22 protein-coding genes are annotated in these 22,443 nt (G+C 69.6%); 9 read left to right on the top strand and 13 right to left on the bottom strand.

Annotation, left to right across the window (positions count from 1 at the left end; genetic code table 11):
• The 4 genes from FJV41_RS34385 to FJV41_RS34400 all read right to left on the bottom strand — a co-directional run.
• Positions 1–478, bottom strand: a 478-nt coding sequence (locus tag FJV41_RS34385) for an alpha/beta hydrolase family protein (protein ID WP_220137922.1), incomplete at its 3' end; no start/stop codon positions are given.
• Positions 475–1,296, bottom strand: a complete 822-nt coding sequence (locus FJV41_RS34390) for a serine aminopeptidase domain-containing protein (RefSeq protein WP_141646837.1) — start codon at positions 1,294–1,296, stop codon at positions 475–477. The genes FJV41_RS34390 and FJV41_RS34385, both read right to left, overlap by 4 nt.
• A gap of 184 nt (positions 1,297–1,480) precedes the next feature.
• Complete coding sequence (locus FJV41_RS34395) at positions 1,481–1,693, bottom strand: helix-turn-helix domain-containing protein (RefSeq protein WP_281291533.1); 213 nt, start codon at positions 1,691–1,693, stop codon at positions 1,481–1,483.
• Between the two features lie 38 nt (positions 1,694–1,731).
• Positions 1,732–2,553, bottom strand: coding sequence for a hypothetical protein (locus FJV41_RS34400; RefSeq protein ID WP_141646838.1), 822 nt, complete (start codon positions 2,551–2,553; stop codon positions 1,732–1,734).
• A gap of 246 nt (positions 2,554–2,799) precedes the next feature.
• On the opposite strand from FJV41_RS34400, the gene FJV41_RS34405 reads away from it, so the two are divergent.
• Positions 2,800–4,074, top strand: a complete 1,275-nt coding sequence (locus tag FJV41_RS34405; RefSeq protein ID WP_141646839.1) for an endonuclease/exonuclease/phosphatase family protein — start codon at positions 2,800–2,802, stop codon at positions 4,072–4,074.
• A gap of 16 nt (positions 4,075–4,090) precedes the next feature.
• Here the strand turns inward: FJV41_RS34405 and FJV41_RS34410 are convergent, their stop codons facing one another.
• Both FJV41_RS34410 and FJV41_RS34415 read right to left on the bottom strand, forming a co-directional pair.
• Positions 4,091–4,831: a peptidoglycan-binding domain-containing protein gene (locus FJV41_RS34410; RefSeq protein WP_141646840.1), complete on the bottom strand. Its 741-nt coding sequence runs from the start codon at positions 4,829–4,831 to the stop codon at positions 4,091–4,093.
• Positions 4,832–4,914: 83 nt separating this feature from the next.
• Complete coding sequence (locus FJV41_RS34415) at positions 4,915–5,247, bottom strand: hypothetical protein (protein ID WP_246137600.1); 333 nt, start codon at positions 5,245–5,247, stop codon at positions 4,915–4,917.
• A gap of 209 nt (positions 5,248–5,456) precedes the next feature.
• On the opposite strand from FJV41_RS34415, the gene FJV41_RS34420 reads away from it, so the two are divergent.
• On the top strand, positions 5,457–7,199 hold the full coding sequence (locus FJV41_RS34420) for an N-acyl-D-amino-acid deacylase family protein (RefSeq protein WP_141646841.1): 1,743 nt from the start codon (positions 5,457–5,459) through the stop codon (positions 7,197–7,199).
• A gap of 1 nt (position 7,200) precedes the next feature.
• On the opposite strand, the gene FJV41_RS34425 is transcribed toward FJV41_RS34420, so the two are convergent.
• On the bottom strand, positions 7,201–8,151 hold the full coding sequence (locus FJV41_RS34425; protein ID WP_141646842.1) for an FAD-dependent oxidoreductase: 951 nt from the start codon (positions 8,149–8,151) through the stop codon (positions 7,201–7,203).
• Between the two features lie 199 nt (positions 8,152–8,350).
• On the opposite strand from FJV41_RS34425, the gene FJV41_RS34430 reads away from it, so the two are divergent.
• The 3 genes from FJV41_RS34430 to FJV41_RS34440 all read left to right on the top strand — a co-directional run bounded on the left by FJV41_RS34430 (position 8,351) and on the right by FJV41_RS34440 (position 12,879).
• Positions 8,351–11,116, top strand: coding sequence for a CHAT domain-containing protein (locus FJV41_RS34430; RefSeq protein ID WP_141646843.1), 2,766 nt, complete (start codon positions 8,351–8,353; stop codon positions 11,114–11,116).
• An 84-nt stretch (positions 11,117–11,200) separates the two neighbouring features.
• Complete coding sequence (locus FJV41_RS34435; protein ID WP_141646844.1) at positions 11,201–12,472, top strand: hypothetical protein; 1,272 nt, start codon at positions 11,201–11,203, stop codon at positions 12,470–12,472.
• A gap of 8 nt (positions 12,473–12,480) precedes the next feature.
• On the top strand, positions 12,481–12,879 hold the full coding sequence (locus tag FJV41_RS34440) for a hypothetical protein (RefSeq protein WP_141646845.1): 399 nt from the start codon (positions 12,481–12,483) through the stop codon (positions 12,877–12,879).
• Here FJV41_RS34440 and FJV41_RS34445 read toward each other — a convergent pair.
• From FJV41_RS34445 to FJV41_RS34455, 3 genes are all read right to left on the bottom strand, one after another.
• Positions 12,848–13,747 (bottom strand): hypothetical protein, encoded by a 900-nt coding sequence (locus FJV41_RS34445; RefSeq protein WP_141646846.1) that lies wholly within the window; start codon positions 13,745–13,747, stop codon positions 12,848–12,850. The two genes, FJV41_RS34440 and FJV41_RS34445, sit on opposite strands and share 32 nt — an antisense overlap.
• The gene (locus tag FJV41_RS34450) at positions 13,744–14,739 is read right to left on the bottom strand and encodes a cupin-like domain-containing protein (protein ID WP_246137601.1); all 996 of its coding nucleotides are present in this window, start codon (positions 14,737–14,739) and stop codon (positions 13,744–13,746) included. The genes FJV41_RS34445 and FJV41_RS34450 overlap by 4 nt, the downstream gene beginning before the upstream one ends.
• A 303-nt stretch (positions 14,740–15,042) precedes the next feature.
• The gene (locus tag FJV41_RS34455) at positions 15,043–16,050 is read right to left on the bottom strand and encodes a cupin-like domain-containing protein (RefSeq protein WP_141646848.1); all 1,008 of its coding nucleotides are present in this window, start codon (positions 16,048–16,050) and stop codon (positions 15,043–15,045) included.
• A gap of 226 nt (positions 16,051–16,276) precedes the next feature.
• On the opposite strand from FJV41_RS34455, the gene FJV41_RS34460 reads away from it, so the two are divergent.
• The 3 genes from FJV41_RS34460 to FJV41_RS34470 all read left to right on the top strand — a co-directional run bounded on the left by FJV41_RS34460 (position 16,277) and on the right by FJV41_RS34470 (position 18,231).
• The gene (locus FJV41_RS34460; protein ID WP_141646849.1) at positions 16,277–16,717 is read left to right on the top strand and encodes a hypothetical protein; all 441 of its coding nucleotides are present in this window, start codon (positions 16,277–16,279) and stop codon (positions 16,715–16,717) included.
• Between the two features lie 44 nt (positions 16,718–16,761).
• Complete coding sequence (locus tag FJV41_RS34465) at positions 16,762–17,628, top strand: hypothetical protein (protein WP_141646850.1); 867 nt, start codon at positions 16,762–16,764, stop codon at positions 17,626–17,628.
• Between the two features lie 63 nt (positions 17,629–17,691).
• Positions 17,692–18,231, top strand: coding sequence for a GFA family protein (locus FJV41_RS34470; protein WP_141646851.1), 540 nt, complete (start codon positions 17,692–17,694; stop codon positions 18,229–18,231).
• Positions 18,232–18,329: 98 nt separating this feature from the next.
• Here FJV41_RS34470 and FJV41_RS34475 read toward each other — a convergent pair whose 3' ends face one another.
• The 3 genes from FJV41_RS34475 to rdgC all read right to left on the bottom strand — a co-directional run bounded on the left by FJV41_RS34475 (position 18,330) and on the right by rdgC (position 22,071).
• Positions 18,330–20,357 carry a hypothetical protein gene (locus FJV41_RS34475; RefSeq protein ID WP_141646852.1) on the bottom strand — a complete coding sequence of 676 codons (2,028 nt, stop codon included), beginning with the start codon at positions 20,355–20,357 and terminating at the stop codon, positions 18,330–18,332.
• Positions 20,358–20,747: 390 nt separating this feature from the next.
• Entirely contained in the window at positions 20,748–21,437 is a 690-nt protein-coding gene (locus tag FJV41_RS34480; protein WP_141646853.1) for a hypothetical protein, read from the bottom strand.
• Positions 21,424–22,071: a recombination-associated protein RdgC gene (rdgC, locus tag FJV41_RS34485; RefSeq protein ID WP_141646854.1), complete on the bottom strand. Its 648-nt coding sequence runs from the start codon at positions 22,069–22,071 to the stop codon at positions 21,424–21,426. Before rdgC ends, FJV41_RS34480 begins: the two co-directional genes overlap by 14 nt.
• A 119-nt stretch (positions 22,072–22,190) precedes the next feature.
• Between rdgC and FJV41_RS34490 the strand changes: the two genes are divergently transcribed.
• A partial coding sequence (locus FJV41_RS34490; protein ID WP_220137923.1) for a hypothetical protein occupies positions 22,191–22,443 on the top strand: 253 nt, incomplete at its 3' end.

The following is a 22,443-nucleotide window of genomic DNA, read 5'->3' on the forward strand; positions in this document are numbered from 1 at the left end:
CCTCCCCTCCCACCGCCGCCGCTTCCTGCTCCGACAGGTAGAACTCCGGCTCGAACATGAACAGTCCGCGCACCCCCTCCGGCTCACGGTCCGCCAGATACAGCGCCGTCGTCGCCGCCCCGCATAGCCCTCCCATCAACATCCCCTCCAGCCCGTATCGCCGCTGGAGCTCCTCACGCACCGCGCTCGCCACCTCGACGAAGCCACCCTTGCACACGAGCTGGTACAGCTCCGACGTCGTCTCCGGCAACGTACCGTCCGAGTCCCCCAACCCCGGCAAATCCACTCGGAAGCACGGGAAGCCTCGCGCCGAGAGCCGCTCCGCCGCGAGCACCGACAGCCCCCCATGCCCGGAGCGCGGCACATGCCCGGGGTTCAGGAAGAGCACGCCCACCGAGCGCCGAGTCCCCGTCGCCGGAGGATGAAACGTTCCCCACAGCCGGTGGCCCTTCACGTCGAGCTGGATCAACTCCCTCATGACCGCACCTCCTGGCGCGCCCCAGTCCCGGCGATGAACCCCAGACTGTCTTCATAAAGCTCCGCCAGCTCCGGCAAGAGCCGGTTGCTCGTCGTCCAGAAGAAGGGCCGAGGTGCCCGCACCGAGCGACTCCTTCCCGGCGCCAGGAAACGCTCCGCGGGACGGCCATCCAGGTGCACCACCCGCCACGGCCGCGCCTCGTCCTTCTCGGGGACCGCCAGGCCGTAGCCCTCCGAGCTGCGCCACAGACCGCGAGACCAGGGCAACCCTTCCACCTCCACGTGCCGCCCCGCCTCCAGCTCCGTCACGTAGTCCTCACGCGAGCGAGCCTCCCCTCCCGTCCCCTCCAGATTGTCCGCCGCCACCTTCCGGCGAAGCACTTCCATCAGATGCGCCCGCCCCGACTCCGGCGGCTCCCACATCAAGAGCCCTTCCACCGGCTCCGTCCGGAACACACGCGCCGCGAGCAACGCACCGAGTCGAAGCCCATGCACCGTCAACGGCACACCGGGACTCACGCGCCGCAAGTGCTCCAGCCCCGTGCGCAAATCTTCTTCCCAGCGCGGGAAAGTCATCTCATCGAAGCGCCCCGTGCTCTCGCCAGAGCCTCGATAGTCCAGACGCAGCACCTCCACACCCCGAGCCGCGAGGAAGCGCGCCCATCTCACCCACACGACATAGCCATGCGCCCGCTCCAGCCCCAACGGCCCCGCCAGCAACACCGCCGCCCGACGCTCCGTCAGCGCCCGGTGATGAACGTAGTAAAGCGAGTCCTCGCCCTGGGAGAGATACCCAGGTGACTCAGTCAATGCCGGCATGTGAGTGGTGAGTCCCCCCGCCTTGATGTCGCGTGATGCTAGGAACGCGTCGCCAAGCGAGTCAAACAGTCCTTGTCACCGCCGCAATCCACCGCGCAGACGCCCTCGGCGAACCGTCACGGCAGTCAGGACTCACGCATGGTCGGTCTTCAAAGACCCAGACGCGCGGAGGACCACGGCGGCATCACGGTGAAGCCGGAAGATGCTCTCGGCGGAAGCGCTCCGGGCTTATGCCCCACCAGCGCGTGAAGGCTCGATGGAAGGCCGCCGGCTCGGCATAGCCCAGGAGAAAGGAGACCTCCGCGATGGACATCCGCCGCCGCAGGTAGGTCCCAGACAACTCACGGAGCAGGGACTCTTCCACGGGCAGCCCAAGCCGGCTCGCGAAGGCGGCCATCTCCTACGTGCTCGGACTCCCGACACCTGACGCGGGCGCTAGCGGTATTGCAACAGGATGGCGAGGACAATGATGCCATTGAGCCCCAGGCCCACCGAGAAGTAGCCCCCGCTGGCGCGCGAGACGCCAGCGGCCACGTTCAGGTGGCCAATGTCCTCCAGGCACAGCTTCACTCCTGTCTCACCGCCCAGGTTCAGCAAGGTGTCCTGCCCCGAGGTCATGCCTCCCACCATCGCCCGCGCATAGGGGACCACATAGGGCGAGACGTAGTGCTGATACGCGGCGAAGCCGTTGGTCTCGACCAGCCCGTCTTCCCCACCGAACACCATGTTCGCGCCGAAGCCCAGCCGGCGATCCATGAAGGCCATCGGCTGGAGGTTGAAGGACAGCTCGAGGCCCGTGCCCATCTCGCTGCCCGTCCGCATGGCGAAGAGCACCTCCGTGGCGGGCTTGTCCATCGCGGGGGCCTGGTGGCGCAGCCGGGCCGCGGCCTGCTGGTCCACGGCCTGGCCCTTCGCCTCGTGCACCTCCGCCAGCGCCAGGGCGGCAGCCACGTCGCCCGTCTCGTAGACCTTGGTGAGCGGACGCTCCGCGCCGGACAGGTCGCCGGACTCCTTGCGCAGCTTGCCCTCCGTCATGCAGCTCGACAGGTCGCCTTCCTCGCACGCCTTGCCGTAGGCCTCGATGGCTCGGGGACGGTCTCCCTCGCGCAGCAGCTTGGCGCCCCACTCCGCACAGGGAAGCACCGCGCCCGGCTCACACGACGGCGGCGCCCATTCGGCCCGGGACGTCGTGGTCGCGCACGCCGTCACTCCCACAGCACACATCACCAGCAGCAACACCCGCATCATGTTCAGCATTCAACCACGAGGTGCCCCCGCTCCGCCTCTCGGTCTGCCGCAGAGGAGGCCATGGCCTCGCCGCCCGCCCGCTTTCCGTCCCGGCGAGAATGGCCGAACCACGCGTTCCAAGAAGCCTGCCCCTGGCGAGTCGGAGGATCCGCACCGAACTTGAGGACACCCAGGAGGATTGGTGGACACCGTCGCTCGCCAGCACGACTCGCTGCTTCGCGCCCCTCGTGGGAGGGGCCTGCCCCAGGAGCCCGTATGAAGGTGCCCGAGGTCCTCGAGCACCTGCCGGGCGTGGGTCCCCTTCTCGGCCGCATGGCGACCAGCGCCGAGGAGCCTCGTCCTCGCAGGGACCCCACCCTCACCCTGCCGAGCCTCGACGCCTTCAAGCTGCCGGCGACGGAGCGCAAGCTCGGCGATGGGCGCACGCTGCTCGTCCGACACCCGGAGTCCCGGCCGCCCACGGGCCCCGGGCTCTCCGTGATGAGCTTCAACATCCTGCTCGGAGGACAGCGCCGCGAAGCCCTGCTGGCGTACTTCGACGGGCTGGAAGCGGAGGGCCGCATGCCGGACGTCATCGGGCTTCAGGAGGCCAACGTCCCCATCGCCGTGCTGCTGTCGGCGCGGTACGGCTTCCACCTGGCGTACTTCGGTCATGACGGTGGCAACGGCGCGAGGCTCATCAACGGCAAGGCGTTCCTCACGCGGCATCCGCTGGTGGATGCGGCCCACTTCACCTACTCCCTCTCCGACGCCGAGCGCGCCGCCGCCATCCATCGCCGGGGCGGAGACCCGTGCGAGCTGCCGGAGGACCGGGGCGCGCTGTACGTCCGGCTGGACGTGGAGGGCGTGCCCGTCGTCCTCTACAACGTGCACCACACGCTGGGAGACTCCGGCATCAACGCGCACAACCTGAGGCAGCTCAACACGCTGCTGCGCCACCGGGAGGTCCCTCACGCTGTGGCGCTGGGTGACTTCAACGCCAACACCGCCATCAAGCGCGGGGGCTCCTGGCTGATGGCCCACCTGATCACCTACGACGACACGGACACGGTGGAGGAATACGCCGTGCGCTACGGCGTGCCGCACGCGAGCGTGGGCGACACGGGCGTGGGCAACATCGCGGACCCTCGGCTGCGGCACGAGCTGCATGTGCTGGAGCAGAGCCTGCCGGAGACCATCGCCCACGCCGCCGTCGCACGCGTCCGCATGTCAGACGGAGAGATGATGACGCCGAAGCAGGCGTGCTCGGAGCTGCGCTCCGGGAAGGTTCCGCGAGGCAGCGAGCACTGGCTGCGACTCCAGGACATCGCCGACAGCGCCACCCTCACCTCGCTGCCGGACGAGTCGGGCATCGTGCCCGCCACGGGCAAGCGCTTCGACAACCTCTACGCCAGCCCGGAGCTGGAGCCCGTCCTCTTCGAGGTGGACCGGAGCACCGAGTCGTCGGACCACCAGCCCGTCCTGGCGCACTACACGCCACGCCCGGCGAAGCCTCGCGACGGCAAGCCGACACCGGGCAAGCCCACGTGAGCCAGGGCAGTGCTCGTCACACGAGGACGAAGTCCACGTTCTTGAAGCCCCGGGTGCGTGCGCAGACCTCGTAGCCTTCGTGCGCGCCCTCGTCGTTGGTGTTGGCCTCGATGGTCTGGAAGGTCTCCTCATCCACCTCGGTGACGATGCCCGCGTGGGCCCAGTCTCCGGGCGTGCGGCGCCGCAGGAAGAGGCTGCCCGGACGGATTCGCGTGCGATCCGGCGGCGCGCTCTGCGTGGAGAGGAAGCTCTCCCGCGCGCGCCCCTGCGCCGCGAGCAAGTCACTGGAGAAGGTCCGCTCCACGGGCATGGGCACGCCCAGCGTCCTCGCCGCCTGATGCAGACAGAAGGTCGCGAAGCCAGCGGACCAGCACCAGGACGCGCCCTCGTTGCCATCCAGATACAGCCGCACCCAGGGGCCGCGATTCCTCCCTCCCACCTCGCGCGGAAGCTGGCGCAGGTGCTGCGCCGCATACGCCACCGTCAGCGAGCCCAGGGAGCGGCCCGCCGGAGAAGCCAGGGAGAGCGCCGAGCGCAGCGGCGCCACCAGTCGCTCGAAGGTCACCGCGTCCGCGACCCCGGAGACAGGCACGTTCGACCTGGCCTGAAACCGCTTGAGCGCCGCTTCCGTGGCGGGGCCGAAGTCCCCGTCGATGGCGACCGCGAAGCCATTCAGGGTCAGCCACTCCTGGATGCGCCGCACGCCAGGAGACTCCTCGCCCCGGCGATACACCTTGTCCAGCTCCAGCTCGCTCATGGGGCCCCCGCCAGCCGCTGCATGGCCGTGAGCGTCATCCTGGCACCGCGCCGAGTCACGGCGCCAGGAGGGCACATGTGACCTCAACGCGGAGGTGCTTCACCTGGCACGTCGCGGTCTTCCACCGAACGTTCCCGGTCCTCCTCTGACTGGTTCGGCACGGGCGTGGCCGCATCGCCCGGCGCACCCGAGCCGCCAACGCCTTCCTTGAAGCCCTGCGAGGCCTCCTCCGCGGCGGTCTTCATGTCCTTCGCCGCCTCGCGTGTGCCGTCACGCACCTCCCTCGCCGCCTTGCCCATCTCGCGGCCGACGTTGCGTGAGTTGTCGCGAACCTCATCGTCCTCGCATCCCGTGAAGGCCGCGAGCGACGCGCCCAAGCCCACCAGCGTGAGCCACTTCCACCGTGTCCGTGCCATCTCTCGCCTCCCGCGCGCAGGTCGCGTTCGTGTCGTCCGGACGGCAAGGTAGGCATGGGAGCACGCCAGAGCGGGCCTGCGAGCAAGCGCCCCGCTCCTCGTTCCAGGGGCGTACATCCACTCTGACGCACCGCGCCCGACTGTTTGCCGCCCTCCTGTCGGTGGCTTCCGGGTGGAAGTGGACAGAACGGCGGGCCTAGGCTCGGCCCATGGACCTCATCGTCGAGAACGGACTCGTATTCGATGGTCTAGGCAACCCACCCCGCAAGCTGAACGTGGGCATCCGAGGAGACACGGTCGCCGCCCTCACGGAAGGACCGATTGAGCGCGCGCCGCACACGCGCGTCATCGACGCGGCCGGCCACTGGGTGACTCCGGGCTTCATCGACCTGCACACCCACTACGACGCGGAGGTGGAGCTGGCCCCGTCGCTCTCCGAGTCCGTGCGCCACGGCGTCACCACGGTGGTGGTGGGAAGCTGCTCGCTCAGCCTCGCGGTGGGCAAGCCCGAGGACCTGGCGGACATGTTCTGCCGCGTGGAGGCCATCCCCTACGACACCGTCCGCTCGCTGCTGGAGCAGCGCAAGACGTGGGACTCGCTGGGCGGCTACCTGGAGCACTTGGAGACGCTTCCGCTGGGCCCCAATGTCGCGTCCATGCTGGGGCACTCCGCGCTGCGCGCCCACGCCATGGGTCTGCATCGCAGCCTGGAGCCGGGGCTGCGCCCCAGCGAGGACGAGCTGCGGCGCATGGAGGCGATGGTCACCGAGGGCTTGGACCTGGGCTACCTGGGCATGTCCATCATGACGCTCAAGTGGGACAAGATGGGCGGCTCGCGCGACATCCGCAGCCGTCCTCTGCCCTCCACCTATGCGCGCTGGAGCGAGTACCGCCGGCTGACGAAGCTCCTGCGCGCGCGGGGCCGCGTCTTCCAGGGCGTGCCCAACATCAGCACCAAGGTGAACGTGGTGCTGTTCCTGCTCGAGAGCATGGGCCTGTGGCGCAAGACGCTGAAGACGACGGTCATTTCGATGATGGACCCGCGCGCCAGCCGAGGCATCCACCGGCTCATCGGCGTCCTGTCGCGCGCGGCCAACACGCTGTTCGGCGCGAACTTCCGCTGGCAGGCGCTGCCGGAGGTGTTCGACCTGTGGGCGGACGGCATCGACCTGGTGGTCTTCGAGGAGTTCGGCGCGGGCGCGGCGGCCCTGCACCTCCAGGACGCGGCCTCCCGCGCGGGGCTGCTGAAGGACCCGGAGTACCGCACCCGCTTCCGCAGCCAGTGGACCAACCGCTTCCTGCCGCGCGCCTTCCACCGCGACTTCAACCAGTCGCGCATCCTCGAGTGCCCGGACAAAAGCCTGGTGAACAAGTCCTTCGCGCAGGTGGCCCAGGAGCAGGGCCGCGACGCGGTGGACGTGTTCCTGGACCTGGTGGCCACGCATGGGGACACGCTGCGCTGGTACACCGTCATGGCCAATGACAGGCTCAAGGAGCTGGAGTTCATCTGCCAGCACCCCGACATCCTCGTCGGCTTCTCCGACGCGGGCGCCCACCTGCGCAACATGGCGCACTACAACTTCCCGTTGCGGCTCCTGAGGCTGGTGCGCGAGGCCCAGAAGCGCGGCGAGCCCTTCATGACCATAGAGCGCGCGGTGCATCGACTCACCGGGGAGATTGGCGATTGGTTCGGCATGGACGCGGGCGTGCTCGCCGAGGGCCGGCGCGCCGACCTGGTCGTCATCAATCCCGACGGCCTGGACGAGAAGCTCGATGAAATCGCCGAGGCACCGATGGAGAACTTCGGAGGCTTCGTGCGGCTGGTGCGCCGCAATGATGCCGCGGTGAAGGCGGTGCTCATCGCCGGACGCGAGGCGGTGAGCGCCGGCACGGTGTCCCCGGCCCTGGGCCAGGAGCGCGGCTTCGGACGCGTGCTCCGCGCGGGGGCCTGACTCAGCGGGAGTGGGTCGCGACGAGCTGGACGACCTCCTCCGCGCAGCCCCATGAGAGCGTGACGCCCGCGCCCCCATGGCCGTAGTCATGCACCACGACGCGCTCCCCGAGGACCTCCACCTCCAGTCGCACGGTGGGGCGTCCAGGGCGCAGCCCGACCTTGTGCTCCAACACGTCCAGCTTCGCGCCCTCGGGAAGCAACGGCGCGTTGCGCTCCAGGATGGCTTGGGCCTTCAGCGCGTCGGGGACGAGCGACGCGTTCCCCTCCTCCGCCGTGCCGCCGAGGATGCAGTCCCGCGAGCGGGGAATGACGTAGGCCATGCCGCTCTCGCACTCGTCGTCGAAGATGAAGCGGTCCGTGGGGGGCGGGCTCACCCGGAGCACCTCACCGCGCACGGGGAAGAGCGTCTCGTCTCCCACGACGTCCCGAGCCCCCAGGCCCGTGCAGTTGACCACGAGGGACGCGCTCGCCCATGCCTCGTCCAGGGAGCGCACCTCGCGCTGGATGATGTGGCCGCCCAGCTCGCGCAGGCGCGCCATGAGGAACGGCAGATAGCGCGGCATCTCGATGACGGGCGCGGTGAAGTGATAACCCTCCAACAGTCCCGGAGGCAGCTCGTCCGCCCGCGCCCGACGGAAGTCCGGCACGCTGTCGCGCCACCACGGGTCCTCGACGTGACGACGGAACACCTCCACGCCGGGGACCATCAGGATGCCCGCCTCGGGGCGCTCCTGGGCCAGTGACGCCAGCACCGTGTACGTCCGCTTCGCCCAGGCACTGATGCGCTCCTGCGGCCACGCGCGATAGGGGTACCAGACGGCCGCGGCGACATCCGACGTCGTGTGAGGCGACAGCTCTCGCGCCCACACCTCCACCGTGTGCCCGGCCTCCTGCAACCGGATGGCGCATGACAGGCCCGACACACCACCGCCGAGGATGACGATGAACATGGCGCAACCCTAGCGCCGGAGAGCGCCCACCCTCCGCCCGGACGCACCGCCTGGGTCGTCATGACTCAGGCCGTCATCCCCAACCCATCGTGACTTTCACCAACACCATTTGTCTCAGTCAGGCTTCTTGGCTTAAGACTCGGGGCCTGAGTGATGGCTTCGCGCCATGGGACGCGGAGCGACGGGGAGGGTCCAGCGAATGGCTGCCGAGCTGGATGCACCAGGGAAGTCTACTCGCGGGCGACGCGCGCCGCGCCTGCGTGCCTGGCATCTCATCCCCCTGCTCGTGTTCCCGGCCATCCTCATCGCGCGCTCGGGCCCGCTGCCCGGCCGTCGTGACGAGCTGCTTTGGCTCACCGACACCCGCACCCGCCCCCTGGAGCCGCGCCTCAGCGTCCCGGCCGCGGACGTCCATCGTCCCTACGTCCGGCCTCGCGAGGAGCGCCCCTCCATCGCCGTTCCCCTGAGGGAGCTGGCCCGGCTGGAAGAGAGCGGAGACCGGGCGGGCATCGCCGCCTCCTATCTGCTCCATGGAGATCCCCAGCAGGGCCTCGCGCACCTGGCGCATGCACCGCCGTCGCTGAATCGCGACAACGACCAGGCCGTCGCCGCCTTCCTGCTGAAGCGCAACGACGAGGCCCTGACCTGGCTCGACGGCCTGCTGGAGACCTCGCCCCGTCATCCGCAGGCCCTGTGGAACCGGGCGCTCGTGCTGCGCGAAATGGGGCTGCACCTGCTCGCGGCGTCCGTCTTCGACGAGGTGGCCGCGCTGGGCGAGCCCGGCTGGAGCGCAGAGGCCCGTGAGCAGGCGTCCTGGCTGCGCACCTCCGTGAGCCAGCGGGCCGAGTCCTGGAACCGCACGCGGACCGCGCTCACCCAGCTGGCCCAGGACGCGAACCTCCCCATCCCCTTGGAGGAGGCGCGCCGACATCCCGGCATCTCTCGCGGCCTCTTCTACGACGTCGTGCGCACCGCGCCCACGTCGGCCCGGGTGCTGGCGTTGCTCCCGCTGGCGGAGCTGCTGGACCGCATCCACGGCGGCACGGCCCTGGCGGACCACACGCGGAACATCGCCGCGCGGGACTTCACGCGACGCGCGCCCCTGGCCGCCGAGTACGCCCGCCTCCTGCGAGAGCGCCAGCCCGCGTCCCCGGACTACCTCACCCGTCTGCGCGGTGCGGGCGAGCAGGACCTGCTGCTCGGCGCGAGGCTGCTGACGCCGGAGGCCCAGAGTCCCCCCGAGGAGCTGGAGCGCGTGGCGCGCCAGTGGAACGACCCGTGGATCCACCTGCTGGTCCAGGACGAACTCGCGCGGCAGGAGGGCTTCGCGGGTGAAGCCTGGCAGGCGGACCAGCGACTCAAGGCCGCGCTGACGCTGTGCCGGGAGAAGCGGCTTCGCCCGCGCTGCGCGGACCTGCTGCGCAAGGTGAGCCACCGGGCCACGTCCGCCAACCGGCTGTCGGAGGCCGAGGAGACGGGCCGCGCGAGCTGGCGCGAAGCCCAGGCGATGGGCGAGTGGGAGCTGGAGTCGGCGGCCCTTCGCGCCCTCGCCCAGGCCGCGCGCTTCCAGTTCCGCGTCGCCTCCGCTCGCGCGTACCTGTCCGAGTACCTGGCGCGCGCCCCGGACACCTGCGACGTGAAGAACTACGTCCACCGCAACATCGCGGCCCTGGAGTTGATGCGGCTGCGGCCCAAGGAGGCTCGCCGCGCCTTGTCGCGCGCGCAGGAATGCAATCCGTCCGTGGGTCTCATCGGCGCGTGGACGCTCACCGACCTCATGCGGTTGGACCCTCGGCCCGAGGACGCGGAGCAGATCAGCGCGGAGCTGACGCGGGCCCACGCCACGCGGGAGACTCCCGGCCGCCGCATGCTCGCCCAGTTGGTCCAGGCGCGCTTCGAGCTGCTGAAGGACCGGAAGCAGGGCAACGCGCGGCTCGCCGCCGTCATCCGACAGGCCGCGCCCTACCTGACCACGGACGCGGACGCACGCGACACGGTGGCGGTGGCCTATCAGACGATGGCCGTCACCGCCGGAGAGGCCGGCGCCTTCTCCGAGGTGCCAGGCGTCGTGGCCGACCATCTGGGCGTCGCCAGCCCGAAGCAGTGCGCGCTCATCGCCGCGGCGGAAGCCGAGCGCACGGTGGTGGTGGCGCTCGGTCCCCGGGGACAGGTGCTCGGGCACCATGACGCCTCACGCAAGGAGCCCCTGGGGGACGACCTCTCCGGACTGGTGCCGGAGAAGCTGCTGGCGTTGCTGCGCTCGTGTCCTCGGGTGGAGGTGCTCGCGGCGCCGCCCCTGGACAGCCGCTCCGGACTGCTCCCGCCGGAGATGGCGTGGAGCTACCGCGTGGCCATGGACGCCTCGCCGGAGCCGAAGAAGAAGCCACCTCCTCCGCTGCATGTGGTGGTGGCCAACGTGGAGACCCCCTCGGGCCTGGGGCTCGCGCGGCTGTCCTCGTGGGAGTCCACGCCCGCGCCCATCGGCCAGTCGATGGAGCTGTCTGGCGCCCAGGCCACGCCCTCGCGCGTGCTGGAGGCGATGTCGCGAGCCACCGACATCGAGTTCCACGCGCACGGCGTGGTGGACCGCAGCCTGTCCGAAGCACCGGTCATCGCCCTGGCTCCCGAGTATGACGGACGCTATGCGCTCACCTCGGAGGCGCTGAAGCAGGTGCGCCTGGAGGGCTCGCCGGTGGTGCTGCTGGGCGCGTGCAGCGCGGCGCGGCTGCCGCCCTTCCTTCACCAGACGTCCTCGCTGCCCCAGGCCTTCGTGGGCGCGGGGGCTCGCGCGGTGTTCGCTGCGACGGTGGACATTCCGGACTCAGCGGGCCGGTTCTTCCAGGGCGTGCGCGAGCGCATCCACGCGGGTGCGACGCCCGCGGTGGCGCTGCGCGCGGAGCGGCTGCGCTGGTTGCGCGACGTGAAGGGCGCGCCGTGGGTGACGCGCGTCTTGTTGTATGAATAGGCCCACCGGAGGCCCGTGGGGGCGTCTCCGGAAGGCGTGAAGCAGTGACCGTGCCCCTCCGGCACGGACAAGGGGGGGGTGGACATGCACGACGCGGAACCGCTGGCCATCTACAGCCTGCACTTCGACCGGGGAGACGCGGAGTGCGGCGCGGTTGCATTGTGGAGTCCCGTCACGGACACCCGCCTGGGCGAACAGCCCGAGTGGATTCGAGGCCACCGCGCGGAGCCCGTGGCCTACGTCCGAGGGACACGTCCCTCCGTCCGAATCGCGCTGCTGGCGAACCACTTCGTCCCCGCCTCGTTCGAACTGAGCGCCTTCGGACCTTCGCTGTCCTCGGCGAATGGTCTGGAAACGCCCGTCCGCTGGCTCGGGCCACATCCGGTGAGCCTGGAGCGCACGGCGGGCTGGAGCACGCTCGCGGAGCCCGTGTCCTTCAATCGGTCGCTGCCCAATCACATCGGCACGCACGCGCTGGAGCTCCAGTGGGTCGCCGAGTGGACGGACGCGGACGGAAGCACGCGCAAGCTCTTCCTCGGCAACAGCAGACATGAGTTCTTCACCACGGGCGCGCCCATGCGCCAAGGCGAGCAGGGCGCGCCCCCGTCCGGCGCCTACGTGCCCCTGGTGCGCTGGTCCTCGCGCTGGTGTGCGGGGCTGGAGTCGCGCAAGGACATCTGCGACGCGCTGCTGCGGGGACTGCCGGAGACGGGCCTGCGCTACGGCGTGCCCGCCTGGACGGTGCGCCACATGCTGGCCGTCGGCGGCGGCATGTGTGGCGGCTGGTATCAACTCTTCCAGCAGCTCGCCAACTGTCAGGGCGTGACGCTGGAAGGGCGCACGCTGCACCTGGCGCCCAAGGATGACCCACGCACGGACGAGGCGCGCTGGGAGGCGATGGTGGCGGTGGCGCCGGGCATCAACCAGCTCGAGCCCAGTCGCATGACGCGTCTGTATGGACGCTTCCTCGACTGCGCGCGCTATCCCTTCGCGCCGGACGAGCCGGTGGAGCTGCTGAGCCATGTCGCGTCCCGGTATGTCTTCATGGCCGGCTGGGATGACGGCCACTGCCTCAACTTCCTGGAGGACTCGGGGCGGCTGTATCTCTACGACGCCTGCTTCCGGACAGAGGCGGTGGAGCTGGACATGCCGCTGCCCCCGGCCGATGGCCGGCCCGTCAGACTGGGCCAGGAGTCGTCATTCCGGCGTCGATACCTGCACCCGACGCTGCCCTTCCTCATGGGGACGCTGCGCGCGAACGGAAGACTCTGGGAGGTGGACCTGGGGCGCAATGAGCTCGGCATCACCGTCGGGACGGCGCAAGTCCCGGAGATAGACATCATGTGGACACGCTAGGAGTTGTCATGCCGACGACACGCGAACAGCTCAGGCGGATGGTGGCGGAGCGAAAACCCCCGCACCGCGGCTTCGCCTGGAGCGAACTGATGGACGCCCTGGAGCAGATGGAAGCCGCCACCAGGGACTCGGCCGTCAGCACGCTGGAGGATGAGGACGTGGGTGTGCTGGTGGACCTGCTTGCGCAGCGAGGCCGTGTCCCCTTGCGAGGACAACCTCCCGTCCCCCACTCCATGCCTCCCGAGGAGCTGGTGCAGTTGCGAGCGCTGAAGATCCTCGCGCAGGCAGGACGACTCGCCACCATCCGTGACTCGCTGGAGCGATTGGACCGCGAGCCCTCGGCTCCCGCGCTGCGAGATTTCGCCCGACAGCTCCTCAGTCGACTCGAGAGCGAGGAGGAGGCGTAGGCTCGCGGGACTCCGGCCGGGGCGTCCACGACACGTTGGGCTCGGGCGCGGCGAAGGACTCGAAGACGATGGCGGCGCCGCCCTCCGGTGAGCGATGCGCGAACCACCACCCCACGGGCAACAGCAGCAGCTCCCCGGGCGACAGCTCCACTTCCATTCGCGGTACACCCTCGGGCACCGAGGCCGAGCCCAGGACGCGATGCAGCGCGTACGCGGGCACCAGTTGGAGCAGCCTGCGCCCGTGCACCTGCCCCAGCAGCATGTTGCGGCGCGAGGGAGCCAAGGGAACGTCCGCGCCCGGCTCCTCCCACCACAGGCCCACGGGCGCACTCTCCAGCACCAGCCCCTGGGGCGCATGCACCGGCAGGCGCGACGTCACGTTCGCGCTCGCGGGCACGACGAAGGCGCCGGGCGACACGCTCGTGGCCTCGGCGCCGCGCGCCAGTGCGCCCAGCTGCCCCAGCGTGTCCTTCGAGCCCGCGTCCGCGAGCACCGTGGCGCGCGCCACCACGGGGAGGTTCTGGAAGTAGTAGCGCTCGAAGAAGTCCTCGGGCGTCAGTGCATCGTGCCGGGGGACCTGGGTGTGGCCCGGTGACTGGCGATGGAGGTCGCCGTAGAGGTCGAGCAGTCCCTCCAGCTTGCGCTGCATGGCCACGGCTCGCGCCGCGCCCTGGTAGCAGGGGTCTTCCGCCTCGGCATGCACCGCCGCGCGCGCGAGCGCCGAGTCAACTCCCGAGCGCTCCAGCACGGACACCAGGTCGTCGACCTCCGCGCCGCGCAGCAGGTTCTCCACCACCCAGCGCCGCCACTCCGGCGCCAGCGTGTTCGTCCCGCGCGCCGCGGGAACGTGCTTGTCCGCATCCGTCATCGCTGGACCTTCTCTGGCCTGGGGCCAATCCAATAGTCGCGCCACTCCACGTTGCGCTCCGGCCTGTCGAAGCTGACGAACGTCACCGACACGCTCAAGTCGAGCGCCTGCACCGCGTGCCACCACCCCACCGGAATCAGGAGCGCGTCACCGGGCCCCACCACGCACGAGTGCAGCGTGGCCCGCGCGAAGTCCGGGAAGCGGCTCACGTCCGGCGCCAGGATGTCCACCGCGCTGTAGAGGCCCCGGTCGTTGTAGAGCCGAGGCGTCTCGCAGGACGGAGACAGCCAGAAGCGCTTGCGCCCCAGCACCTGGCAGAAGAGGACGTTGAGGTGGTCGTGGTGCAGTTTCGACAAGGTCCCCGCGGGACCGAACCACAGGTGCACGCTGTCCGGGGCGCTCAGGTCTGGATGGATGTAGCCCCGGGGCGGACGCAGGTCGTCGAGCAACGGGCGGAACACGGCGCGCAGCAGCAGGCTGTTGCGGGCCACGAGGTACACATCGTCCGAGGCGCGGGTGTCACGAAAGCGCGCCACCAGCTCGCGCAGCGGCAGCGTCCGGCGCAGGCGCTCCGCATGGAAGTCCGGGTCCGGCTCCGCGTCGCGGCCCGCCATGACCTCCACCTCCTCGTCGCCGAAGCGCTCGGCCAGCCACTCCGGAGACCAGCGTGTCAGCGCCGGCCAGTCGTCCAGCAGTCCCTCGATGACGACGGGGCGGTTGGGAACGTAGTAGCGCTCGAAGAACGCATCGGGAGCCAGGTGGCGCAGACGTTCCACGGCCACGGGCGACGGGCCCGGGTGACACTGGGCATGGAGCGCGGCCCGGACTTCGAGCAGCGACTCCAGCTCCCGGCGCCGGGAGACGGCCCGCTGACCGTGACGCACCGCGGGGTGGGCCGAGACGACGTCCACCGCCTCCCGGGCCCGCGCTTCGGACAGACCCTGGGCCTGGAGGGCCTGGACGAGCCGGGACGGGTCCACGCCCAAGGTCAAGTTCTCAGCGAGCCAGGAACGCACTGGGGGCGGCAGGCTCTCGCGCTCGTCAGGAGTCATGGTTCGCGGGGTGCGATATACCACCCGGGTAGGCAACCACGTTGCATTGGGGACCGCATGACCACGTCAAAGGATCCTGCTCCAACCATCGTCCCAAACCCGCCGCCCAACCCGGCCACGCGCCAGGCGCCGCGAATCGTCCCCAATCCGGGAGGTCATTCCGCGCCTCCGCAGGAGCGCACGCGCCCCACCGAGCCCCCCACCACACCGCCACTGGAGAAGTAGCGGCACGGCGGAAGCGGTTCATCCCAGCTTCCACCACGTATTGCCGTCCGGGACGTCGAACTCCTGGAAGGTGACGGACACGCTGACGTCCAGCGCGTGTACCCAGTGCCACCACCCCGCGGGAATCAGCAGCATGTCGCCGGGCTCGACGACGACTTCGAGGACGTCGGCCTCGCGATATGAGGGGAAGCGCGTGAGGTCGGGGCGGTCCGCGTCGACCTGACTCCACACCTCGAGGTGGCTGTAGACGTGGTGCGTGTGGAACGAGGGAATGAGGCGGAAGCGCTTGCGGCCGAAGACCTGTCCGAAGAGGACGGTGCCCAGGTCGTGGTGCAGCTCCGTCCGAGTGCCCGAGGGCCCCACCCAGAGCTTCACCGCACCGGCCCGCGCTGACTCGCGCAGCAGGCCCGGCGGATAGCGCACGTCGTCGAGCAACCCGCGCAACTCCTCTCGCTCCAGGGCGAAGTTGCGAGCCGTGAGGTAGAGGTCGTTGGTGGGGCCGCCCTCCTCCAGCCTGCGGAGGAACTCGCCCAGGCGCATCACCGAGCGACAGGCATCCGGCTCCACGTCGTGGTCCGCGCGCGCCTCACGGCCGGCCATGACCTCCACCTCCACGTGTCCATGGCGCCGGGAGAGCGCCTCCGGCCGCCAGTTCGCCATCAGGGGCCAGTCGCGCATGAAGCCCGCGAGGAGCACGGGTTCGTGCGCCAGGTAATAGCGCGCCATCAGTTCGTGCACCGACACGTCCGTGCGCCGCTCCAGGCGTTGGTGCCGTCCGGAGTGACGATGCAGCGCGACGCGGGTGTCGAGCAGGCAGAGCACGTCCTCGTGAGGGGCCATGCGTCGCAGACCCGCCGCCACGGCCGGATGGGCACGCGTGGCTTCGATTTCCGCGCAAGCCCTCGCGAGCGGCACGCCCGCCGACACCAGCGTGTCGACGAGTCGCTCCGAGGCCACGCCTCGCACCACGTTCTCCGCCAGCCACGCCCGCCACTCCGAGCCCAGGCTGGATGCCACGTCGGCCATGCCGCCTCCGCTGACAATCGCGGTGGGCACTGTACAAGGCGCTCGGTCCTCCAGGGCAAGCCCACCAGGCAGGCGTCCCCGCCTCGGGCCCGGGCTTTCTTCCCCGAGTCCTGGGGGCGCGGGGCCCGGGTGGCGCCCCATCGCTCGCCCCGTCGGGGGCCAGCCTCATGCCTCGCCTGCTCATCCCTCGCGGAGTGCTCCCTAGATTCTCGGCACGAGGCCCGCGATGAAATCAGACAGCCCCAGGTTCCGGTCCTTTCTGCGGCACACCAGCTCGGGAGGGTTGGGCGTGGTGCTCCTGCTCGTGGCCCCGGCAAGTGGGCTCGCGCAAGATGATGACGACGATGGGGAGGCGGTCGCTCCTCAGGTCTCCTGCTACACGGCCGCGAGCCAGGGCGGGCTCACCGATGACTACGCGGCCACGCAGCTCTGTCGCGGCGCGCGCTCCAACGCTCCCGCGAAATGCTTCCTGCGTGTCCAGGACGAGGGCTCGCTGACGCAGGCGCAGGCCCTCCAGCTCTGCCAGTTCGCCACAAGCGATGATGACCCGGCCTCCTGCTATCTCCAGGCGCGCGGCAAGAGCTTCGGTGCCGACTCCCGCATCCTCCAGCTCTGCCAGCCTCCGGTGACGGAGTTCCTGCGCTACTGCCCCGTCTACGTGCAGTGAGCCGCGGCCCCACCTCTCGTCCGGAAGCGGGCTAGGGTGCGGCCATGACGGAGCAGCCGCCCCCCGAGGAAGACCTCCCCACGGCGCGTGAGCTGGAGCTGGGCGAGGCCGGTGCTTCCCCCGCGCCGCGCCTGTTGGTGCCACCGGGCAACGAGCCCCTGGCGATGCTGGCGCGCCGTGGATTCCAGGCCACCGTCGCACCACTGGACCTGCCCTTCCCCGCCGACGTGAGCGGCGCGCGGGCGGAGCGACTCGTGGAGCGCCTGGGCCACTACGCCTTCCGACTGTTCCTGCGCGGCGCCATTCTGCGGCACGGGAGCTTCACGCCGATGGAGGCCACGCGCTACCTGGAGGAAGCCGGCGCCACGGCCTTCGCCGAGGACCTGGTGGCACTGGACCTGGCCACGCGCGAGGCCGACGGGCGTTACCTGCTGCGCCACCCCACCGCCAGCTTCGGAGGCACGCTGGAGTGGTACGTCGCGCACGAGCTGCGAGGCCGCTTCGGCTTCGACGTGGCCGCGGGCGTGAAGTTCCATGCGCCCGACGTCGGCGGAGACCTGGACGTCGTGGGCGCGGCGGAAGGACGACTCGTCTATCTGGAGATGAAGTCCTCGCCGCCCAAGCACCTGGCAGCGGACGAGGTGGGCGCCTTCTTCCGGCGCGTGCGCGCGCTGCGTCCGCACGTGTCCGTCTTCGTCATGGACACCGCGCTGCGGCTGTCCGACAAGGTGCTGCCCCTGCTCCAGGCGGAGCTGAGCACCCAGCCCGCCCCGCCTCCCCGTCGCATCGTCCGCGAGGTCTGGGCGCTCACGCCCCACCTCTACGTGGTCAACGCGCGGCAGGACTTGATGGGCAACATCGGTCTCGCGCTCGCGGAAGGTTTCCGGGCGCTCGCCCCACCCGCTCCGTGAGCCCGCGACGCGCCCCTACAATCACCTGCGCGTCGGCGGCTCCAGCAGGTAGAAAGCACGGACATGACACAGACCACTCGACTCGGCTGCGCGTGCGGACAGGTCCATCTCGAGGTGGAGGGCGCGCCCATCGTCAGCACCGAATGCTGCTGCAATAGCTGCCGTGCCGCCGGCGCCCGGATACAGACCCTTCCCTCGGCCCCGCGCATCCTGGAAACCACCGGCGCGACGCGCTTCGTTCTCTACCGCAAGGACCGCGTCCGCTTCCTCGCGGGCACCGAGCACTTCAAGGAGTTCCGCCTCACGCCCGAGGCGAAGACCCGCCGGGTCGTCGCCACCTGTTGCAACACGCCCGTCTTCCTCGAGTTCCAGGGCGGCCACTGGCTCAGCCTCTATGGCTGCCTTTGGCCCGCGGGAACGCTGCCCCCGCTCCAACTGCGGACGATGACCGAGGACCTTCCGCCCGGCTCGACGCTTCCCGACGATATCCCGAACGGGAAGCGGCAATCGGTCTCATTCTTCGCCAAGCTCCTGGGCGCGTGGATCGCGATGGGGTTCCGCAGCCCGAAGATCACCTGCGTCAACGGCAAGCTGCAGCTCTGACACCCTCCCTGGCCTGACGGTGCGTGAAGCGCTCCGCGGGCTCGCGGTGGGGATGCGCGGTCCATTCCACGCCGCGCATCCCTGACTCCACCGTGACCTCAGTATGAGTAGCACTGCCTCGTGACGCCCACGGGGAACGAGGGCGAGGGCAGCGACGTCGGGTCGGCGCAGTAGTTCGCCGAGTACGCGACGTTGCACGCCGTGCCACCCACGACATCGCTTCCCGAGAACACGTTGGGGTAGCTGGCCCAGTTGGGGCAGCCCGGCGCATCACAGACCACGTGGTTGCCGTTGTAGCAGGAGCCCAGCGTCGACTGATGGCCCGGCGACCCGCGGAACTCGAGGCTGGTGCTGAAGTCTCGGATGGTGTTTCCGTAAACCCAACTGTTGAGCGTGTTGTCGACGAGGACGCCGACCTGCCCCTTCACGCCGGTGAGCTGGGAGTCGATGGTGTTGAAGCCGACGAAGCCCCAGTTGACCCGGTAGAAGGTGAGGCCAATCGGGTTCTTGTAGAAGCGGTTGTCGCGCACATACACATGGTCGATGAAGCCGCGCATCGGTTCGGTCAACGCGTAGTACTTCTGCGCGTCATCGAGCAGGTGCTGCTGCAGCTCGAGCACGTGGTTGTAGTCGCCGAAGTCCCCGACATCAAAGCCTGTCAACTGGCGAAACGCGCACGGGGGGGCGACGGTGTACTGGCTGCCGTCGGTGAGGAAGCCCAGGGAGAAACCCGAGACGAAGTTTTCGGTGTGGGTGGTCGAGCTGGTGTACGGCATGTGCCCGTCGGTGCTCAGGCCGAAGTTGCTGGTGAGGGGCACGTTGTGGGGCGCCCGCAGGACGACGTTCTTGGAGACGTCGACGTTACCGCCCACGATGTTGATGCCCACGTTCACATCACAGATGGAGTTGTGGTGGACCTGGGAGCGGGCATTGGCGTTGCCTCGGAACTCGAAGGGCTGGTTCGTGCAATACCGCCGCGTTCCGAACTCCGTGGTGGGGTCGACACGCATGCAGTACATCGTGTTCGGCACGGTCTCACCCTCGCCAAGCGGGGGCAGCGCCGGGCACTGTCCGGAGGGGATGCTGCCGTCCGCGTTGCAGGACGTGGGGCGGCACTCGGCGGTGCCGGGCCGGCGGCTCAACGCCTTGAGATCCCACCCGCTGGGGCAGGTATAGGTCACGGGGTTGGTGGGCCCGTTCCACGTCGCGCTGGCGGGCTGGATGGAGATCTTGATTCCGGGCGTGGTCTCGCACGTGGGGTTCTCCTTCACGTGGGCCGTGTTCCAGCCATACGCGATACCCGCCCCGAGGTGGACGATGCGCAGGTGGTGGACGTTCACCGCCGGGCCGTTCATGGCCTCGGCGTGGTTGACCTGGACGCCGACGGTCCACCGGCGCGGCATCGTCCCCGTGTTGAAGACCGTGGCGTCGGGTGAGGGCGGCTCGTGGCCATCCAGCTCCAGGATGGAGTTGAGTGAGTGGGCGCGCGCCGGGCACTCCTGTCCCTGGCTGTAGCCAACGTTCGTGGTGCCCACCAGGGTCAGGTTGGAGACGCTGGCGTCGTTGAGCAGGCCCTCCTCGGTGCCCGTGCCCGCGACGATGATCAACCCGTTGAGCTTCGTGGTGTCGTGGTCGACGTTGATGATGGTGGGCGGGGACAGCGACGTGCCCTCCAGGTGGATTCCCGTCGGGACGTGGAGGCCAAAGCCATTGCCCCAGGGCCAGCTCCACGCGAGCTTCGTGGCTTCGGAGATGGTGATGGTGCCTGGATCCAACACCACCCTCGAGTGACCGTTGGCCTTCGCCCAGTCGATGGCGGCCTGATACCAGCGCGGATGGAGGGTGCTGCCGTCATCGGTGCAGGTCCGGGTGACGTCGCCGACGCAGGTGGCGCCGACATTGCCGGCCGCGCAGAAAGCGCGCTGGAAGCCAGCGGTCCCATGGACGCGGGCGCACATGGTTGGAAGCAGGGACGCCAGGCTCGAGGGACTTGAACGCGACACGGCCTGAGAACTGGCGGCATGCGCCAGCCCCCCACCCAGGACCACGAGCAGGGACAGGGCACGAATCCAGGGACTTGTACGGAGCTTCACCGCCGGAGAGCGGAACAAGGGGGCTGCTTGCATGGATATACGTCCCATCAAGGGATGAATCGATGATCCATCCCGTGGCTGCGGCCCCTGCGGCTGGAACAGTTACCCTGGATTCGCGGATTCGCCAAGCCTGTTGTTCGCGGCCGCGTATCCACTCCCTTTCCGCCCATGGACTGACATGTGTGCGGCTTTGGACCCCCGGCATTGACGGATCCGCGCTGCCTCTTTCATCAATGTCTGACATTCCTGACGGAATGCCTCTCCCGCCCGGGAGCAATCATTGACTGCTCGCTTGAGGCGGGCGTCTGTCCGTATGGCGTTGAGTCCGTGAATCGTGGAGAGCCGACAACGGGCGCGCGGCTTCCGTTCCACGCTTCGCGAGGCGCTGACAGGGGAACACGCCCCTGTCAGCGGCCCCAATGCTCAGTGCCGGGCTGCGCGGGCGTCGCGGCCCCGGGCGCGCGCGGCCTTGGAGAGCGCGTTGGCGCCCTGCTCGTCGCCGCGCATCCACTCCTTCATCGCCGGCACCACCTGCTTGCTCCAGGTCTTCCCCACGCGAATCTTGAGGAAGTCTCCCACCAGCGCGTCGATCATCGCGGACAGCTGCTCGGTGAGGAACAGCCGCTCGTTGAGCTGGTCATCCTCTTCCTCGCTCATCAGCGCGGGCAGCTTCGCGGCGCGAACGTCGAGGAACTCCGAGTCGAGCGTGGCCTCATACTCCTTCTCGCCATGCGTGAAGCGGATGCGCGCCTGGGCCACCAGCAGGCCCTTGTCCAGCGCGTGCTTCACCTGCTCCGAGTACGGCGCCAGCGTGCCCTTCGCGCTCAGCTCCGTGACGTCGCCCGCCACGCCGCGCAGGGTGATGCGGCCCATGAAGAGCACGTTGACGCCCGTGCCCTCCAGCTCCACCAGCGCGTCACCCGTCTCCGAGCGCCACAGCATCCACGTCAGCAGCTCGCGGCCCAGGTAGGCCCGGCCCCGCAGGAGCTGCTCTCGCGCCTGACCACGCTCCACCTCGGCGACGTCCTTCGTCTCCTCGGTGGCGGCGCCGTCGACGCCGACATCTCCTCGCGCGAAGGCGGCTTCCGCCCGCGCCTGCTCACGCTTCGCCATGTGCCACCTCCGCCGACGTCGCCGGCAAGTCCATGCCAATCAGCTCCGCCGTGGGCCCGAGCGCGTTCTCGTCGATTCCCGACGTCTGGGCGATGGCGGCCGGCGTCAGCCCCACGAGCTTCAGGCCCAGCGCGTTCTCCAGCGCGATGATGATCTCCTCCACCACCTTGCGGGACGCGGCCCAGATCTGCAGTTGCTGCGTCTTCTGGTTCCAGCTCACGTCCAGCACGTTGGTGCGCGGCGTGGCGCGGGTGCGGAGCATCTGCTTGACCTGCGCCTTCGCCTGCGTCTTCTCGCCACGGCTGGGCGGACGGTCATTCTCCGCTTCGAAGTTGGCGGACCACTTCGCCATCTCCTCCTTCATCGCGGACGCGGGGACCTTCAACGAGTCGATGCGGAAGGAGAAGAGGACGTACTCTCCGTAAAAGACGCGGCCGACGGAGAACTCGACGGCTTCCGCGTTCTCCAGTTCGACGAAGCCGGCCGCGCGGTCATCCTCGGAGCGACGGTCGATGGGCTCGAACGCGTGCGCCTTGAGACCACGGGTCAGCCAGCGCTTGATGTCGGAAGGCGCTTCCTTGGCGGGTTCGACCCGGAAGCGCGAGAAGGTGACGGCACCACGAAGGACAGGCATGGGGCGCGGCAGGATGGGGGGCGCGAGCTACGACGTCAAGGCACTCTTGGTGCTGTCCTCTCCCGAGTGGGACACCGGTGCGCTGGTGCCTACCCCTCTGATTGAGGAAGGTACCGTCCATGAAGCTCGCCGCCGTGTCGCCCCTGCTCGCCGTGCTCCTGTTGGGTGCCGTCCTCCCCCGGGAAGTCCTCGCGCGGGAGGACGCCCAGGCGCCCACGACGGTCCAGGCCCCACCGTTGATCGCCGCGCCGGACGACGTGGAGCCCGCGCCCTTCGTGCCTCAGCGACCCCCGTTGGCCGAGGCCCCCGAGAAGGCAGGGGTGTCCACCGTGCCGCGCGTCATGATCGAGACGGTGGCGGGCGGGCTGGGGA

This window comes from Myxococcus llanfairpwllgwyngyllgogerychwyrndrobwllllantysiliogogogochensis, from assembly GCF_006636215.1.
Taxonomy (GTDB): Bacteria; Myxococcota; Myxococcia; order Myxococcales; family Myxococcaceae; genus Myxococcus; species Myxococcus llanfairpwllgwyngyllgogerychwyrndrobwllllantysiliogogogochensis.